Here is an 18,140-nt window from a genome sequence, read left to right on the forward strand (position 1 = left end):
AGATGCTTTACAAATGCCCCGGTTTAAAACTCTACGATAAAGCCGAGCGTTGGCACCAGGTTTCCGTCATCGTTATTCAGGATGAGCGGGATGGCGTTGCTGCCGTCGTCGCGCAGAGGAGCCGCATCGGTGGTGGCAAAGCCGGTGTTATCGGCGTTGCGCTCGAAGGTGTAGCGGTCGTAGCCCGGTGTTTTGCTGGCCAGCACGTTGGCTATATCCAGGAACAGGTCCAGCGTGATGCGGTTGAAGTTCCATTTTTTGTCTATCCGCACATCCAGCTGGCTGAAAGGGCGCAGCCGCTCTGAGTTCAGCCTGGAATAGTCGAGTATGCCCACCCCCAGCGTCGCATAGTTGCGCTGCGAGGCGGCCAGGTCGAAGGGGGTGGTGGGTGCGCCGCCGGCAAAGCGGTATTTGGCGCCCAACTCCCAGTTGCGGGGCAGTTTCTTGCCGACCAACCCCGAAACCAGATGCCGGTAATCCCAGGCGCTGGATATATAGCGGCCATCGGTGCCCGCAAACTCGCTGATGACATAGGTATAGGAGAGCACGGAGAAGACGGTGCCCGTCAGCTTTTTCTGGAGGTAAAACTCCATCCCGTAAGCGCGCCCTTTGCCTGACGTGGTGACCGCCTCGTTGCCGATGGATCCAAAGTCGCCGCCCTGGTTAGCCAGCGATATCCCGTCGCGCAGCGACACGGGGTAATTGTCGTAGTCCTTGTAAAAGCCCTCAAGCGTAAACCGCAGGTCCAGGCGCGGCAGAAACTCGGTGCCCAGCACGTAGTGGACGGACCTGGTATAATCCGCCGCCTTGTTCAGGTATTCACCATTTTCCTGGTAGCCCAGCACGGTATAGATCGGCAACTTGTAGTAAATGCCCGAGGAGGCGTTCAGGGTCCATTTTTCTGAAAGGAAATAGGAGAGGGCAAGGCGGGGCGAAAGCGTGTTCAGCGGGTTTCGGCCCTCTTCTGTGAAGGTGTTCATATCGGTGCGAACCCCGAAAGACAGCCCCAGCCGGTTGTCCAGCACCGACCGCGACACCTGGCCAAACGCGCCGTAACGGAAGAAATCCAGCTCGGTGTCGTAGTTCACGGTTTGTGCGGGCTGCACCAACTGGTCATTTTCATCGCGCACTTCCTGCCTGATGACGCTGAAGATGTCGTTGCTGAACTGCACGTACTGCCCCGAAACGCCATAGGCGTACTTCCATCCGTTCGTATACTTGTTCACGTCCAGGCGCAGCTTGTTTTCTGTTTCCCGCGAGTTGGACTCCAAGGCGAGCCGCGACGCCTCCCCGGTTTGCACCGCCTCCGGTTTTTCCAGGTCGATGTTGAAGGCGTTGCGGCTCAGCGCCAGGTTGATATATCCGTCCGTCACCAGCCTTTTCACGGCAAGCCCGGTGGTATAATTCCATTGGTTGTTGAGCGGGATAGAGCGCAGGATGTATTCGTTCTCGGGGGTACTGTTGCGCGGCACGCCAAAAGAGAATTCATCGATGGCCCCGACACCCAAAAAGGAAAGGGAAGTTTTGCTGTCGATTCTGTGGTCAATCTTATATTGGAAGTCCCAGTAATTGGGCCGGATAGGCAGGTCGAGGAGCTTGAACAAAAACTGCAGGTACGACCGCCTGGCCGAGACCAGATAAGTAGTTTTTGAGGAGATCGGTCCCTCCAGGGTGGTGGCGAACTCCGAACCGCTCAGGCGCACGTTCCCCGAAAAGCGCTCGGGGTTGCCATAGCGCTGCCTGAACTCGAACACCGAAGACAACGCGTTGTTGTAGCGCGCATCAAAAGCCGAAGAACTCACTTTCAGGTCCTCGATAAACGACACATTCAGGATGCCCGTGGCCCCGCCCGCGCTCCCCTGCGTGGTGAAATGGTTGATGAGCGGAATCTCGATGCCGTCGAGGTAGTAGACGTTCTCGTTCGGGGCCCCGCCCCGGATGATGAGGTCGTTGCGGCTGCCGCCGCCCGTGCCGCTGGTGGCCACGCCGGGCAGCACCTGCACTACTTTCGAGATGTCGAAATTGCCGCCCGGGTTGCTGCGTATCTCCTCCGTGCTGAGGCTTTGCACCGAGAGCGGCGTCACGAGGTCGGCTACGGCGGCACTCTGGGCGCGGTTAGCCACCACCTCCACCTGCTGCAGCTCGCTTGCCGCCGGGGCCATCTCAAAATTGAGGATCTGCACGTTGCCCGCCGTCACGTTGATGTTGAACTTGCTTTGGGGCTGGTACCCGAGGTAAGTGGCCTGCACCGTGTAGCTGCCGAGCGGCACACCGTCCAGCCGGTATCTTCCGGTTTCGTCACTCACCGTACCCAACTGCGTGTCGGCCAGCAGCACAGAAACCCCGATCAGCGGCTCCTGGGTGTTCACGTCCCGAACAGTGCCGGTAATAACGCCCTGCTGCGCCAACGCCAGCGTCGGGAGCAGGAAAAAGAACAAAAGCAAACGTCTCATATATAGATAGCATCAACTCAGAATAGTAGTATGACACATGACTACAGATATTGTTTTTGGTTTATGCGACAAACTTGCAGCAGCCCAGGCCACGGCAGCCGGTGTGTTATCTATTTTAACATGCGCGGGGCGTGCCGGAGGCCATCCATATATAACCTGTCAGATTTTACAAAATCATATATAGCTATGAGCCAACCAGTAAGCTGGAAGATCGTTTAACAGCTTGAACCAAACACCAAGAATATGAGCGTTGCATTTACAAACATTTCGGCGGCACTGATTTTTATGTTGTGCGCCCTGTTCCCGCAGAGCATTTTCCTGCAGACAGACCAGAACCCGGCTGCCGGGCAGGTGCAGCAGACGGAGCTGGTCGGGGCCTGGAAGTTGGCTGCCGGCAATGCAGAATTCGCCAATCTGCCGGAAGGGGCCACGGCGGTTGCCTTGCTGGAGGACGGTTACTTCACGGTCACTTATTACAGCCCGGCAGCTAAAAACTTCATCGGCACCTACGGGGGCACTTACGATGCATCCAATGGAAACATGAACCTGACATTTGAGTACAACACCCTGGACGATGCCACCGTCGGTAACACATACTCCCTGTCGTATACCCTGAAAGACGGACAGCTGCAGATAAACGGCAACGGGCAGCAGAACTGGACCAGAATTGCCCCGGAAAACACCACGTCGCCTTTAGAGGGAACCTGGCGCATAACCGGTCGTGCCGGAGAGGATGGGGAAATCAGCCCGATGCAGCGCGGCCCGCGCAAGACACTCAAGGTTTTGTCTGACGGGCGGTTCCAGTGGATAGCCTTCAACACGGCAACGAAAGAATTCTCCGGCACCGGAGGAGGCACCTATACCGCCGAGAACGGGAAATACACCGAGACCATTGACTTCTTCTCGCGCGACTCCAGCCGCGTGGGCGCCAACCTGGGCTTCAACTACGAGGTAAAAGACGGCAAGTGGCACCACAGCGGGAAAAGCAGCACCGGCAAGGACATATATGAGATATGGGGTCGGGAGCATTAAGGCTATATATAGGCTGGCAGGAGGGGAAAAAGGGGAGGGGCGAGGTTTCTTCGGCCCGGCATATATCGCCTATCAGCAAAGCTTTTCTTCTTATCCGGCAGGATGGCGAACGACAATATTTTATATATAACCTGCGCTCGGAAGGCTGTAATTCATGGTTCTCGCTGGCGCAGGTTTGCAGCAGGAGGCCCGTTTCGTGGCAGGCTTATATATACCTGGCCGGCCTTTTCCATTGCTTTCAGTGAGGCCAGGATGAAGTTATATATGGAACCCTGTGCGGACACCCATTCCGCACAGGGTTCTCCTATGCACATCCATCACTCTATATACCCTATTCGGAACTCGCGCGCAGGCTTTCTATCTTTGCAGCCTGATGAGCCCCTATATGACTGACCTGACTTTGTACGACCCGTTCGAGAAGATGCAGTTCTCGGATACAAACTGCTTTTTGTGCGGCACCGCCATCACACCGGAGCAGCGCACGCCTGTTTTTGGGGAGTGGCTGCAGCAAAAGTACAGCCTCCGGGAAAAGGAACTGCTGCTGCTGGACAAGAGCGTCACCACTTTCGGAGAGCTGACTATTCCCTGCTGCCACCGTTGCCACACGCAGCACCTGCTGCCCCTCGAGGCCGAGGTGGAAGGCGCCGCAGCAAAGGGCATTGACGGGCTCAGGGCGCTGGATGAGCAAAAGCTTTTTCAGTGGATAGGGAAGATGTATTACGGCACACTTGTGACAGAGCTTATCAAGGAGATGAACCCGCTCATGGAGCCGCAGTATGCTGTGAGTGAAGACTCGAAAATGCTCGGCAGATTTGCTTCTTTTTACCAGGTGCTGCAGTCGCTTCGGGTGCCGATGGTGTTCTCTGATTTTATACCGTGCTCGCTGTTTCTGCTGGAGGTGAACCCGCTGGAGGACGCCCTGCCGTTTGAGTACCAGGATGAACTCACCAGTATGGCCTTCAGCATCAAACTAGACCGGGTGGCGGTGGTCTGTACGCTCCTGGACAATGGCATCATCAGGAGAGCGATGGGCAGGCTATATGGCCTCACGCAGGGGCAGCAGTTGCACCCTGTTCAGGTGGCGGAGTTCAAGGCGCGGGTGTTTTACGCGGCCTATATCTTCAACGTGATTCCTGAATATTTCTTACGCCCCCCCAAGCCCGGCGACAGCCACCTGGTGCTTGACACGCTGATAGACGATATCCGAAACGAAGTGTTTAACCCATGGGATATGATGGCCTATGCGCACATGCTGGAAGAAATGCTGAAGCCCTGGGACATAAGGGAGCAGCAGATCATGGCAAACCCGAAACAGCCCCTCAGCTTTTTGCTGGATGCTGACAACCGCCTGAAAGTGTTGGAAAGGTATGAGGGCTAGTTCCTGCCGGTCTATATAGCAGAAAAGGCACCCGGATTTATCCGGGTGCCTTTTCTGCTATATAGACTTTTCTGCTAATGCTCCAGAATGAAGCTGACGCTCACATTGGAAGTCACCACCACTTCGCCACCTGCTATGGATGGGCCGGCATCGTACGCGGCGGACTCCAGCATGGCGGTTTTGTACATCGGCCTCGGCCCGCCGCCGCTCTCCACCTCATTGATCTGGTAGGGGCGCCCTACTTTTGCGTCCAGTTCTTTGGCGAGCGTCGTGGCTATCTGCTTTGCATTGGCAACGGCGCGCTTCCGGGCCTCCATCTTCAGCTTGTCAATGTCGCCTGCCTGGAAGTTGATGCCGTTCACCTGGTTCACGCCTACCTTATACAGGCCAGCCATCAGTTCATCAAACCTGTCAAGCTTTATTATCTTTATGGTCATGTTTTTTTGCGCGAGGTAAAGATCAGGGTTTGTTCGGCCGTACTCGGCCCCGTTATAGATGGGTTGAAGCGTAACATAGGATGTCTGGATATTTTTCTCCTCCACGCCTTGTTTCTTCAGGTAGCTGATAATGGCTGCCGCTTTTTTGTCTGTTTCGGTTCGGGCGGCCTCCAGTGTCTTTTCGCGGGTCTCCACCCCCAGGCTCACCACCACCTCCGTGGGCTGTACGCGCACTTCCCCCACACCCGACACGTTTACAAGCGGAGGCAGCGGCTGCTGCTGCGCCTGCACGCGGTTAACAGACAAGGCCCCTAGAAGTCCGGCTATCAGAAATAGTTTTTTCATGGTTTCACTTTTTATGGAGTTAACGGTGGCTATATAGTTGCCACCTATATAGCAGCTGCTTAATCAAAACCTGTGCCAAGCCTGTGGGGACAGCAGCATTGGAAGCATAAAGCCCCGGCACAATACGCGCCCGGGGCTTTCAAAGAGTATGTGCGGCAGGCCTAAGCTTCTTCGTACTCGTCGTGTACGTGGCTGTACCTGGCCAGCAGGATAGCGCCAAACGTTAACGCTCCGGCTGCCAGTATCAATTGTGTTGTCGTGAAGCGGCGGGAGGCTTTCAATATAATATGGCCCACATCCTGCATCAGTTCAGGCAGTTTATCATGGTTGCCCTGGAAGACATGCAGCGCCGACTCCACCGTTTTGGACATGTCGTGCGGATGCAGCATGGCCAGCATACTGCCATCCTGCTGGTTCTTATTGCCTTGTGGTGCGTTTTTAGGGTTTTTGTTGCTGTTGTTGCCGGAATTGCCCGCGTTATTTGAATTGCTGTTGCTCTGATTTTGCGATGTGTTGTTTTCCATAGTGTGAAGAGTTGTTTAGCTGTTAAAATCACTTTGTATACGGCCAGTATATAAAAAAAGCTTTGCTTATGCCTGCCGTGGCCTGCCGCCATGCTGCACCACCGCTTCTGCCATCCGCCTTTCCAGGCTGTCCAGGTTCAGCATCATGCTCGCCGGGAAACCAACGTCCAGATCATCCAGTTCCAGCACTTCGCTCTCCGGATTATAGCTGTACCTGCCCGACACGCCTTTTTCCTTGAAACTGCCGCTGTTATGCTGCAAATTCAGCCCCAGGCCCTGCAGTTTGTTTTTCAGTTGATCGAAGGCTTCCGGTTTGAGGCCTTCATATCGTAATCTCCTTGCCATATACGAATCTTTGCACTGTCTGACTTACCGGTTATTTCTAACGGAAGCCACTCGTATTGGTTAGGCTTTTAGGGATGCATGGGTGCGGCGTTCTGGTGCTTAAGAACTTTTTCCTACATGTTATAGAATTTATTTTCCTAAACTGTTTGCAGGATTTGAGACATCGTCTATATTTGCACTCGCAATTGCCCCACAAGGCCCGTTCGTCTAGGGGTTAGGACGCCAGATTTTCATTCTGGTAACAGGGGTTCGATTCCCCTACGGGCTACACGAAAGGCCCTCAGCTGCTGTTGAGGGCCTTTTTCCATTTACTTCGTACACTATTCGGACACTAAATTCACGTTCTACCTCTTACTCTCTTAACTTTTCCTCTTCAGTGACTGTTTTAGAAAGCTAAAGTAACTGTAAAAGGTACTGTTTTAAAAATCAAGTAAACATCAGGAAAATCTTTCGTATAATTTACTGACGAAGGAGGGCTTCACCCGAGAGAGATCGTACGGAAGCTCATCCAGTGTAGGCAGGTCTGTGGATCTGCCTACTTTGTTTTCAAAGGCTTCGTCTTTGTTACGAAGGAGAGGCCTTCTCTCCTGATCTCCGGAAGCTAAGGGTTTGTCTTGAAATACCGTATCGCTTATCCACATAGAGCAGTTGAGCAGCAGCAGTTTGCGCTGCAGGCTCACCACCCCCACCATCTTGCTCTCTTTCCCGGCGTTGATGCGCTGGTAGACAGCCGGCAGGGCAGCGTTGTGCCTGCTGGCCACCAGGGCCGGGAAGTAAAGGGCCGCCCTTATCCTGCCGTTGCCCTTCTTGGAGATCCTGGTCTTGCCCCTGACCCTGGTGCCGGACTCTCTTTCCACCACATCGAAGCCGGCGTAGCTGGTGAGCTGTTTGGAGTTGTTCATCAGGGCAAAGCCCTGGGTCTCCGCCAGCACAATGGCCAGGCTCATCAGCCCCACTCCTTTGATGGAGAGGAGCCTTTCTGCTTTCTCCTGCAGCCATTCCTCCTTTTTGAGCACTGCCTTTATCCGGGCCTCGCATTTGGCTATCTCGGTGTCAAACTTCTTTATCACCTCCTTGTGAGATTTGAGGACGAATGCCTGCGGCTCATGTGCAGAGAGCAGGGCGATGATCCTGGCGTCAATGCGGTCTGTTTTGCTTTTGACGCTGAGGCTCTTGCCGAAGTGCCTGACCTTGTTGGGGAGTAGGACCGAAACGGCCTGCTTAAGCTTGTGCAGATGATAGGCTAGGGGCTCATAGTAAACACCCGTGGCCTCCATGACAAAGCTTACCGGCAAGGCAGGCGTGGTCTGCTTGCGCGACCACTTGAGCAGCTGGTTGAAGCCCCTGGTGCTGTTGTCAAAGGTTTCCACCTGGGAGAAGCACAGGCCGGAGTTGGGGGAGAGTTTGCAGCCGCAGGCGGGTAGAGGCTGTAAAACAAACTGTGTCAAAGGGTTTTGAGTAACACCTTTAACGCAGATAAAATGGAAAATCAAGCCAGCCTGGATCTGGAGAAGATCAAGCGCCAGTTCCTGGAGGAGTTCAGGAGCGGCAAACCCACCTTCGGCAAGGACGGAGCACTGGCCCCTCTTCTGAAACACTTTCTCGAGGCCGCCCTGGAGGCGGAGATGGACCTTTACCTGGACTCAGAGGAGCGGGAGAAGGGCAACCGGCGCAACGGCAAGGTGAGCAAGCGGGTCCGCACCTCGGACGGGACCATCGAGGTGGAGAGCTCCCGTGACCGCTCCGCTAATTTTGAACCGCAGATTATCAGAAAGCGGGAGACGGTGCTGGCAGAGAACCTGGAGCCGCGCATCCTGAGCATGTACGGGCTGGGGATGAGCCTGCGCGATATCTCGGCTCATCTCAAGGAGATGTACGACATGGACATCTCCCACGACACCCTGGCGGCCCTCACCGAGAAGATCGTTCCCCAGGTCAAGGAGTGGCAGGCAAGGCCGCTGGAGGCGCTCTACTGCATCGTCTGGCTCGACGCCATGCACTACAAGGTACGGCAAGGGGGGCGCGTTGTCAGCAGGGCCGTCTACAACATCCTGGGCATCGACCGCCACGGCCACAAGGAACTGCTGGGCGTGTACGTCTCGGAGAGCGAGGGGGCCACCTTCTGGCTCTCGGTGCTGACGGACCTGCAGCAGCGGGGCGTGCGGGACGTGCTCATCGCCTGCATCGACAACCTCAGGGGCTTTGCCGAGGCGATAAACAGCGTCTTCCCGCAGACCGAGGTGCAGAGCTGCATCGTGCACCAGATCCGCAACAGTCTCAAGTACGTGGCCTCCAAAGACCAGAAGGAGTTCCTCAAGGACCTCAAGCCGGTATACCGGGCAGAGAGCCTTGAGCTGGCCGAGCTACGGCTGCTGGAGTTGGAGGAGAAGTGGGGCAGCAAGTACCCCAAGGTGCTGGAGAGCTGGCAGCGGAACTGGGAGAAGCTGAGCACGTACTTTAAGTACTCCGAGCAGATACGGAAGCTCATCTATACCACCAATGCCATAGAGGGCTTTCACCGCCAGGTCAGGAAGGTGACCAAGACAAAGGGGGCTTTCCCTCGGACATGGCCCTGCTGAAGCTGATTTATCTATCCCACCAGAACATCAGCAAGAAATGGGGCATGCCGCTAAGCAACTGGAGCCAGACGGCCCAGCAGCTCGCTATCTGGTTTGGGGAAAGAATGCAGCTGGACCTGAAGTGAAAACGGACAAAAGGGAAAAGATGACACAGTTTGAATTACACTCCCGGCGGTGAAGCTCTTTTTGGCGATGTCGATGCCCACGCACTGTCTTGTGATCTGTTCCATAGCATGAGTGGTTAAAGTGAGCGACCTTCTTTCTCCCTCGTCTTGCCTTTTGTCTTACACTTGCTTATCCAAGGTGATAGCATTAAGTACTGTCCAGACTCTCGGAGAAAAGGTAAGGGGGGAATGGAGCTTCCTTTTTTCCGGTATAGTACGGCTGACTTACCTGCCCCTCAGTCTCTCATTCCCCTTGGTCAAGGCACCTAGTCTAACTACGATGAAGTGACCATTTAAAAACCTACTATAAAAGTAAAAGACCCTCAGCAGCAGCTGAGGGTCTTTCGTGTAGACCGAAGGAGTGAATTATCAAACCGTATCCACAAAGATTTGGTGGCTTTAGTAGCATATTACAGTATTGTGTAGAAAGCATTAGACAGAACCATTGTTTCTTTGTAAAGAGATGCAAAGGTGGCGGATGGGGAGGTGACCATAATTCCTCTCTTAGGACAGAGATTCTCTCTAGATACTGATGAGGTTGCCCTGCATTGTATGGGGTCATCACCGGCCCTCCGTCTTTTCAAACATCAGGAAATGCTGAATCGGCAGAGAATCCTCGCGCTTGAAAAGCTTGAACCCATTCGCCTCCAGCTCCTCCTTTACCTGCTGCGCAGTCATTTTGTGCAGCTCTCGGATAGGCACCTTTGGGTCCTCAGCGCGGTACTCCAGCAGCAGCAGCTTACCGTCCGGCTTCAATGCCCTGTGTATAGCTTGCAGCATTTCCCGGGGGTATTCCAGCTCGTGGTAAACATCCACCATAAAAGCAAGGTCAAGTGAGGTATCGGGCACATTTATGCTTTTCGCACCTCCTTTCACCACTTTCACATTGCTTAGCCCAAGTTCCTGACTGCGCTCTTTCAGTTCAGCAACAAACGCATCCTGCAACTCTACAGCGTATATTTTCCCCTTTGGTACTTTCTCCGCTACCTTAAAGGTATAAAAGCCAGTGCCTGCGCCAATGTCAGCTACCACACTCTGAGGGTTTAGCGTCATGCCGTCAATGGCCCGTAACGAGTTCTCCTCTTCCTGTCTGGTGCTCCTGTCAAGCCAGCCGCCTCCGCCCGTACCGATAACCTTGGCAATTTCGCGGCCCATATACACTTTGCCAGTACCACCCGGACTGGGTGGTTTCGTAGTATAAACTGCTGTCGCTTTTTGCTCTACCTGTGCCTGACAGGTACTCCCTGCACCCAGTAATAACCACAGGAACAGCACGAAAAGCTGCCTTATGCCTCGGCAGTAGGATGGTTTCATACAAGCAGGTTATTGATTTTAAACTCTCATTACGCTTTGTTACGGCATCAATCAGTTCTTTAGTCTATTTTTAGTATATAGTTTCATACTTGACTGCCTCCCAGCGCAGCTTAAGCCCCTGACACATTAATTTCTGTAAATTTAATGTGTCAGGGGCTTAAGCTGCGCTGGGAGTGTCTAAAAACTGAAATCCGCTATGACACCTGTATCCTTTGGGAGTAAGTAGATGATTTCTCTACTGCAATTCTTCTGCCATATTCAATGAAGAGGCTGTGTAATCAACGCTGCGGGACAGTCCAGAGGAAAATGGTGGAGCCACCTACCTGTACGGTCTGATCCGGTTTCCAGTCGCCCATGTCGAAAGCGTGCGAAACAATGCGGGTACCGGGCTTTAGCTGCTGCAGTTTCGGGCGAAGCTTCAGGTTGACGCTGGGCAGAAGATAAAGCGTGACGACGGTGGCATCACTGAGATCCACGTCAAACAGATTGCCTTCCACGAATTTAACCTTATCGGCAACGTTGGCTTCTCTCGCATTGGCGTTCGCTTCCTCGATACGCTCCGGGTCTATATCCACACCTGTGCCCGTTGTGCCGTACTGCCTGGCAGCCGTGACCACAATGCGCCCGTCGCCGCAGCCCAAATCATACAGGACATCATCTTTTGTAACCTTGCCCAATTCAAGCATGGCGTCCACTACCTCCTGGCTTGTGGGTACATAGGGCACATCCAGGTCCTGTGCCACAGCCCCCTGGGGCTGCACAAAGGCGGCCGCACAAAAGGCAATTAGGAGAAACGCAAAGCGGGAATACATAGATACTCTCATGCTTTCGGTATTAAAGTGAATAGAATTTATAGACAACAAGTAAGTACCGCCTTCTGCAACACGCTTTTAGGCACGGCCTGTGTCGCAGGCCGCTTTCAGTTGTTAATTAAGCCACAAGGTGCATCCGCACTCGCCTCTTCTCAGGCTAAAACTCATTTAGTTACGAATCCATTGGTTTTCAGTTGTATGCTGCTGATAATGAATACGAATTAACGAGAATAACCATCTAACCGGGACTTGTTGCAGCGGGAAGCAACGGAGGAGTTGTTTTAGTGAATTGTCCGTTGCGGTAAGATATGTTCAGTTGCCGCTGCCAGGCGCAACCTCTGCAGGCAGCGCTTTATCGATCATGGGCAGGGTCAGAAGAAGAAGGATGCCCAACAGCAGCACTATCACTCCCACCAAAGCCCCAAGCCCGGTATAGGCTAAGCTTGAATAAAAGAGGTAGGCGCTCGTAAGACAAAAAATTAAAGGCGTGACAGGGTAGAAAGGCACGGGAAAGGGGCGTTCCCGTAGGGGGTTCTTCCTGCGCAGCACAAACAGGGAAATGCCCACCATCATCAGGAAAAACCAGAAGACTGGTGCTGTGTATTCCACGATTGTCTCGAAGCCGTTCCTTGTGAACAGGCCCAAGCCTATAAGCGCCAGTGATATGGCGCCCTGCACCACGAAGGCATTCACAGGGGTGGACGTCTGGGGGTTCCACTTGCCAAGCGCCCCGAAAATCTTAAAGTCCCTGCCCAGGGCATAATTGGTGCGGGCACCCGTGAATATGGTGGCATTGACGGAGGTCAGTGCCGAAACGGTTACGATGAGCCCGATCAGCACTACGCCCCCCTCTCCGAATGTACGCCGCATCAGGTCTCCTGCCACAGCCTCTGACTGCGCGATGCCGCTGAGCCCGAGTACATGTAGATACGCTACATTGATGAGGGCATATATGGCTGTGATTATCAAGATGCTTGAAACCAGCACCTTTGCCATGCCTCTTCGCCCCGTCTTCAGTTCTGCGGAAATATAGGCCGCCTCGTTCCAACCCCCGAATGTCAGCAGCACAAACACCATGGCTAAACCTAAGGAGTTACCCTGCTCTGGGGTGGGTTCTGTGGCAAGGGGGGATGACGCGGCCGGAGCGAAGAAGAACCCGGCTCCCAAGATGATCAGGATTCCGAGCAACTCCAGCGTCACTAGGATATTTTGGGCGGATGTTCCCACTCTCACCCCGATGATGTTGATGCCTGTTAAGGCCACCACCACCAGAACAGCGTACAGGGCAGAAGTGAACTCGCCCATGCTGTGAATCTGTGCCAGGTAATCCCCGATGATAAAGGACAGCAGGGCGATGGAGCCCGTCTGGATGACGCTCATCCGTGCCCAGGCAAACAGAAAGGAGAGCCGTCTGCCGAAGGCCTGCCTCAGGAAATGGTAATCGCCGCCGGTGTGGGGATAGGTGGTGGTGAGCTCGGCATAGCATAGTGCCCCGACCAGGGACACAGCCCCGCCCAATATCCAGGTCAACAGAAACGAGGTGCTGCTTTCGGAGTTGGCCGCCACGAGCGAAGGCGTGCGAAATATGCCCGCGCCTACGACGATGCCTATGATAACTGCCACCGCATCGGCGAAACTTAGGGCAGGCTTCGGCTCACCGCTTTTGCCTTCTACATGTTTGTGTCCGACGCTGCCTTGCGGACTTCCGGGTTTTGACAGCCATGGTTTCTCATGCATCGGGATGAGATAAGAGGTGGTGTTTCAGATACGTGAGCCATAGCCTATTGGTTGAATGGCAGCAAGAAGCCCTGTATAGGAGGCATGTGTTGCAAAACCCATTTGATATCGTCGGCGGGTGCGGCTCAATCATATGGGCGTATCGCCTTACAGGAAGCCAGCCAAGTCAGGCCTCTCTTTCCTTTGCTCATCGGTGACCATCCACTCCAAGACACCCGAGGCGTTCAACGAGGCTGCGTCCCGCATCCCCCGCCTTTACGCACCGTACCCCTTAGCCGTTCAAGCTGGAAAACAGCCTCACGTTCCCGCCCGGGAGCACTAGGCACCGCTCCCGGGACAGGTTGCCCCTGCAGCCAGCGGCTATCCTTGCAGGAAGCACATGCATGGGGCGTGGGGGTGTCCGGTAGCTTTCACGGACACCCCCACGCCCGTGACTATGAGGAGATAGCGGGCGAGCCGCTGTACGACCCTAACCGCCACACTCGTGCCAGGGTGATGAGATGGACCCAGGACGGCATGCCTGATTTCGACCAGGAGCTGGGCGACAACGAAGCGGCGATAAAGAAGGCAGAGAAACAATAATGCACCACCCCCGCAGCTGCTTTAGGAGTATTCGGTAATGGCCGTGAGTGAGCCTAAGCCCTCCCATGGCTTTTGCTGCCATTTGCGGGCATCCGCTTCCATTTACTGTCCCAAGGCTGGAGTAGATGTAAAGATACCCAATGGCTCTGCTCCTCTTGGCGTTTTGGGATAGAGGTCGCCATAACAAACGGCGGTAAGGTAACAGCAACAGCGGCGCTATGAACAGACAGGGCCTTAGATATTCATTCTCAGGGCAAAGCACAGAACTGCGGGTAGAATGGAAAGGTGGCGTAGTTCTTGACCCTTCTAGGGTCCGCCACCTAAATATAGAAAGGGAAAACACTGAAAGAAGATAAAGAAGATATTATAGGTGGCCATAGCCTTGGGTGCGGCGTCCTGCTCTGCAGGGAACGGCCTGCAGAGAGATTTCGAGGATGTTGTTGGAGCAGGCACTGGTATGGCGCTGGATACTTTGCAGAACATGTCCGATAAGGAGCTGCAAAGACATACCGGAGCCGATTCATTGGCGGCAAGGATACATTCGGCAGATACTGTTGATGTAGAGCGGGGGGTAAGGCGGGAGCTATTGATACAGCTCTCAGAGTAGTCGATAAAGCATGCCGCCGCACTGACAGCTGGGTTAACCGAAGGGGAAACCGGCGATTCTATCGAACCAAAAAACCGCTCCATTTGACAAGGAGCGGTTTTTTTGCTATAGTAGACCGGAGGTGTGAATTATCGAACCATGTCCACAAAGATTTAGAGGATGCGGAAAAATATCTGCAGGTGGGAGAGAGGCAGTAAACGTCCATTGAACGGCAGTATAGAGGAGTCTGCTTTACACAAGAAGTGTCATAGGCTACAAAAAAGAAGGCTCCCCGTGATGAGGAGCCTTCCTTGCTCTATAACGCCAGAGAAACTGTAGAAGGAGAAGAGCTGTTTAGTTTGATCAGTTACTCTTTCACAAACTTTAATCCCTTGCCTTCTGCTTTAAGCAGATAAATTCCGGGCTTGAGCGACTCTATATTGATCACAGGCCGGTCTGGTGACAGCTTTGTTTTGTTTAAAACTGTTTTCCCGTAAAGGTCGTAGACCGCCACTTCGGTGTTTGCCTCCAAACCGGTTATAGCCAACTCATCGCTGGCGGGGTTCGGGTATATGGAAAGTTCCTCTTCTTTCGTTGTCGCCCTGAGCTCGCTGGCGGCACTTACGCCTGCCGCTGAAGTTCTCCCATACAACTCAATCTCGGCCAGCTGAAGAAATGTCCCGCTGTTATTAGAGAAGTTGAACCGGTAATATATATAGCTCAGATTGTTATTGAAGTGGAAGGTCCTGGTTTGGGATCGGTTAGGGAAGTCTTCGTTATATCGGTTGTCGATTGTAGTCCAGCTGCTTCCGTCGTTGGAACCCTGCAATGTCCAGGCAAGAGGATCCCGCTCAGGGTCGTTGTTTGCCGATGTGATGGTGTAGTTTGTCACTACATGACTTGTAGGTGCCTTATACTGCACCCAGACAGAAGGATAGGAGACCAAATACTTGGTGTTGATGTTGTTGTCAATCAGTTTCGTATGTTTTTCACCCGCCGAAGAGCCTGTTTGATATTGAGCGCTTACCGTTCCCCCGAGGTTGGTGATGTCTTCACCCAAAGGGCCGCTTCCGGGGTCAACAGGAAGCCCGTTTGCCTCACGGATAAGCTGGAAGATATGATCCGGACGTACCACCACATAGTCACTGCCCAGGGAGTTAGCCACATTCTTGAAATCCGTGGGCTTCACATCCTGCCACGGCTGTGCCTGTATGATCACGAAGCGTGGCGAGGCTCCATCCCACTCGGAAGAGGCGGTGGCAATGTGATCCTTCATAGCCTGCTCGTTCGTGCAATAGTTACAGGAAAGCGCCATTCCCGGCAGGCTCTGCTTATATATGCTCAACCCTCCCCCTGTGTTCTGGGCGGTCAGGCCAAGCCGTGAGGGTGCGTTGGCGGCGAAGCTTTCTCCCACATTCTGGTCAATGCCCCCTGTGATGGTGTTCCAGACGGTGACAACCCGGAAACCAGCACGGCGGTTGTAGTCTTCGGTTTTAGCGACAAACTGATCCAGCGAACTTTGGTCTGGGAAGCTGTTGGGGTAGGCGTAGCCGTATCCTGAAGGGCCTGATATCAAGTTATCATTGGCAGTGGAGCTCTGCCAGTAGTAGTTCAGTGCACCCGGCATCGCATCAAGCATGGCAGGCGACAGGGTCCATCCGATCGGAACAGCGCCGCGGTCGGGATTATTCCAGAGCTTGCGCATCAGGTGCTCGACGTACTGCAGATTATCCCCGTCACTTAATATGAAAGCGACGTAGATTTTGTTTTGCAGTGCCGGTTTGGGAGGTATCGGTTTGGTATTCACTGTCCTTGGCATACCGCTATGAACCGTCAGGTTGGTGGCCCAGTCGCTAGCGATGGTTGAGATACCGTACGAGGACGCTCTTGATACGCCTGGCTCCTCCTCCGGCCACCACCCCATATAGTTTGAACCGGCCGGCATGGAGGACAAAAAGCTGTTAAGCAGCTCACTCTCAGCGGCCACTTTAGGGTCAAGCCATATAACCGGTGCACCCAGCGCGGTTGCATATTCACGCAAGGCCGCCTTGTGCGCATCCGGGTTCAGCCCGATTAGCAAACGGTGGTCAAGCTTTGGCCAGTAAGTGTCATAAATTGTCTGGTACACCTGCAGCTTGCTGCTAAACTGGCCGCGCAGATCAAGCAGCACTGGTAGATTATAGGGGGCAGCGCTTAGCCGAGATAACAACAGTGGCGAGGCAATGAGCGCTTTCTGGTCTTTCGCCAGCATCGTTGCCAGGTTCACCGTGTGGGTTTGTGCAGGGTCGTAAACGATCAGACCGGAGATTTCCTGACGGTATTTAGCGATAAGGTCCCATTTGTTGGCGGGCTCAGACCAGCCCAGGCCCAGAGACTGCAACCAGGTGTGAGGCCCTTCCGCAAACGCATCACCTTCATAGGAGAAGATACGTGGCTGTGTCCGGTTTACGATGCCCTTCAGAGAGGCAAACAGGTACATCTCGGCAGAGGAGTTGTTTTGCTGAACGCCAACCCAGTCCACTTTGGTATAGGAAGTGCCATGCCAGTATATGCGCAGTTCGACTGACTGATTATCGGCTGGCAAGGTGAACGGCAAGGTAAAATTAGTGTAGTCTCCGGCTATGGGAAACTGCAGGCGCGTAAGGGTCTGTGAGGCGAGGGTCTCGCCGGTGGTGGCGTTTCGGACATCAATATCCACTATCGGATCGTTGTTGGCAGTGTTATTGTCCACTTTCATCCGAAACTCGGCAGTGTTAGGCCCTGCCGGCAGGCTCCTCTCGTAAGGCCCGTAAACCATATGCTGATTGGGGGCATCGATTCCGGTTTGGCAGAGCCACCCGTCGGTCTCCAGGCGACCGGTGTTGTGGCCTATGGACGGCCCTTCAGCTTCCCAGCGTGACGGCGTTTCACGGAGAATAATCAGGTCCTGTATCTGTGCTGAAGGGGGAAAGGAAGGGAGAAGCTGCCCGGACGGCCATACTATTTGGGCCATGGATGGTATGAAGGCCAGTTGAAGCAGGGACAAGAGCAATAGTCTAATCCTTAAAAATGAATTAGTAGATGAATTTGGCATAATATTAAATTTAGGTTAATAAAAAAGACCGCTTTCTATGTTTCCAAATCGATTATGGGCATTAAAAGAATGGATCAATCATGCTGTTGTATGATATCGCCGAATCCTGAGCCATCCAAAAGTTGCTATTTCATTTTGTTGCTCTCCCGGTAAATCAGCCGGGGCTCTGCAGCTAAGGACCCGGTGCCGACGGGGACAGTTATAATTCTGCCTCCATTCCTCCGCCTCCCGGCGCACCTCTGTATGATTCTGACTTGCAAGAGTAAAAGCCCGCCAAAAGCCGGTAGAAGGGTTTTTCACTACCGGTGACTGAGTTGTTGCGCGTTATAAGTAGCATCATTAGCCTGGGCTGGCTCACTGCCTTACAGGTGTGAGGATGGCTTACCCCATGCCCCTCTACCATAAACGCCACCAGCACCTTTTTCTCATCAGGCCCTTAGGCTCAAATTTTTACAAAAGCTAAGAGGATGCAGTTTTTGCTTTCAAAAAGCCTGCTACCTGAAGGAAACTGGAATCAAGCGAGGTTGTCTTGTCCTGGAGCAGTCTGAGGTAACGCTGACTGAAATCAAGCAAATCGAAATAACTGTTCGGCCGCCTGGCGACGTGTCATGATTCACCGGTATTGTTAGATGAAAAAAGAAAGGATTAAACTGCCAGGCTCTTCATTACGGGGAGCCTTCCTTATTCTATAACGTCTGTTATCCTATGTTTGTCATTGTGTATTAACTTGTATACAAAGAGCAGAAAGGAAGGATAAAGATTTTGACTGTTATTTGGTC

The 18,140-nt window shown here is 53.5% G+C and carries 12 protein-coding genes, 1 tRNA gene and 1 pseudogene; 5 read left to right on the forward strand and 9 right to left on the reverse strand.

Annotation, left to right across the window (positions count from 1 at the left end; all coding sequences use genetic code 11):
- Positions 1-23: 23 nt before the first annotated feature.
- Positions 24-2,453, reverse strand: a complete 2,430-nt coding sequence (locus GSQ62_RS17740) for a TonB-dependent receptor (protein ID WP_161890750.1) — start codon at positions 2,451-2,453, stop codon at positions 24-26.
- A gap of 243 nt (positions 2,454-2,696) precedes the next feature.
- Between GSQ62_RS17740 and GSQ62_RS17745 the strand changes: the two genes are divergently transcribed.
- On the forward strand, positions 2,697-3,485 hold the full coding sequence (locus GSQ62_RS17745; RefSeq protein ID WP_237586766.1) for a membrane or secreted protein: 789 nt from the start codon (positions 2,697-2,699) through the stop codon (positions 3,483-3,485).
- Between the two features lie 385 nt (positions 3,486-3,870).
- On the forward strand, positions 3,871-4,863 hold the full coding sequence (locus tag GSQ62_RS17750) for a hypothetical protein (protein WP_161890751.1): 993 nt from the start codon (positions 3,871-3,873) through the stop codon (positions 4,861-4,863).
- Between the two features lie 74 nt (positions 4,864-4,937).
- Here GSQ62_RS17750 and GSQ62_RS17755 read toward each other — a convergent pair whose 3' ends face one another.
- The 3 genes from GSQ62_RS17755 to GSQ62_RS17765 all read right to left on the reverse strand — a co-directional run bounded on the left by GSQ62_RS17755 (position 4,938) and on the right by GSQ62_RS17765 (position 6,514).
- A complete protein-coding gene (locus GSQ62_RS17755; protein WP_161890752.1) occupies positions 4,938-5,645 on the reverse strand; it encodes an SIMPL domain-containing protein in 708 nt (235 codons plus the stop codon).
- A 161-nt stretch (positions 5,646-5,806) separates the two neighbouring features.
- Positions 5,807-6,169, reverse strand: coding sequence for a hypothetical protein (locus GSQ62_RS17760; protein ID WP_161890753.1), 363 nt, complete (start codon positions 6,167-6,169; stop codon positions 5,807-5,809).
- 66 nt (positions 6,170-6,235) lie between these two features.
- Positions 6,236-6,514 (reverse strand): hypothetical protein, encoded by a 279-nt coding sequence (locus GSQ62_RS17765; protein ID WP_161890754.1) that lies wholly within the window; start codon positions 6,512-6,514, stop codon positions 6,236-6,238.
- Positions 6,515-6,710: 196 nt separating this feature from the next.
- Here GSQ62_RS17765 and GSQ62_RS17770 point away from each other — a divergent pair.
- A tRNA-Glu gene (locus tag GSQ62_RS17770) sits at positions 6,711-6,782 on the forward strand.
- Between the two features lie 169 nt (positions 6,783-6,951).
- Here GSQ62_RS17770 and GSQ62_RS17775 read toward each other — a convergent pair.
- Entirely contained in the window at positions 6,952-7,962 is a 1,011-nt protein-coding gene (locus GSQ62_RS17775) for a transposase (protein ID WP_161890755.1), read from the reverse strand.
- Between the two features lie 33 nt (positions 7,963-7,995).
- Here GSQ62_RS17775 and GSQ62_RS17780 point away from each other — a divergent pair.
- Positions 7,996-9,218 (forward strand): annotated as a pseudogene (locus GSQ62_RS17780) (IS256 family transposase).
- Between the two features lie 600 nt (positions 9,219-9,818).
- Here GSQ62_RS17780 and GSQ62_RS17785 read toward each other — a convergent pair.
- The 3 genes from GSQ62_RS17785 to GSQ62_RS17795 form a co-directional block, all read right to left on the reverse strand.
- Complete coding sequence (locus tag GSQ62_RS17785; protein ID WP_237586767.1) at positions 9,819-10,412, reverse strand: class I SAM-dependent methyltransferase; 594 nt, start codon at positions 10,410-10,412, stop codon at positions 9,819-9,821.
- A 437-nt stretch (positions 10,413-10,849) separates the two neighbouring features.
- Positions 10,850-11,395, reverse strand: coding sequence for an SAM-dependent methyltransferase (locus GSQ62_RS17790; protein WP_161890757.1), 546 nt, complete (start codon positions 11,393-11,395; stop codon positions 10,850-10,852).
- A gap of 300 nt (positions 11,396-11,695) precedes the next feature.
- A complete protein-coding gene (locus GSQ62_RS17795) occupies positions 11,696-13,120 on the reverse strand; it encodes an APC family permease (protein WP_161890758.1) in 1,425 nt (474 codons plus the stop codon).
- 366 nt (positions 13,121-13,486) lie between these two features.
- Here GSQ62_RS17795 and GSQ62_RS17800 point away from each other — a divergent pair, with 366 nt between their 5' ends.
- A complete protein-coding gene (locus GSQ62_RS17800; RefSeq protein WP_161890759.1) occupies positions 13,487-13,702 on the forward strand; it encodes a hypothetical protein in 216 nt (71 codons plus the stop codon).
- A 953-nt stretch (positions 13,703-14,655) separates the two neighbouring features.
- Here the strand turns inward: GSQ62_RS17800 and GSQ62_RS17805 are convergent.
- Positions 14,656-17,280 (reverse strand): T9SS type A sorting domain-containing protein, encoded by a 2,625-nt coding sequence (locus tag GSQ62_RS17805; protein ID WP_202621796.1) that lies wholly within the window; start codon positions 17,278-17,280, stop codon positions 14,656-14,658.
- Positions 17,281-18,140: the final 860 nt, after the last annotated feature.

This window comes from Pontibacter russatus (genome assembly GCF_009931655.1).
Lineage (GTDB): Bacteria > Bacteroidota > Bacteroidia > Cytophagales > Hymenobacteraceae > Pontibacter > Pontibacter russatus.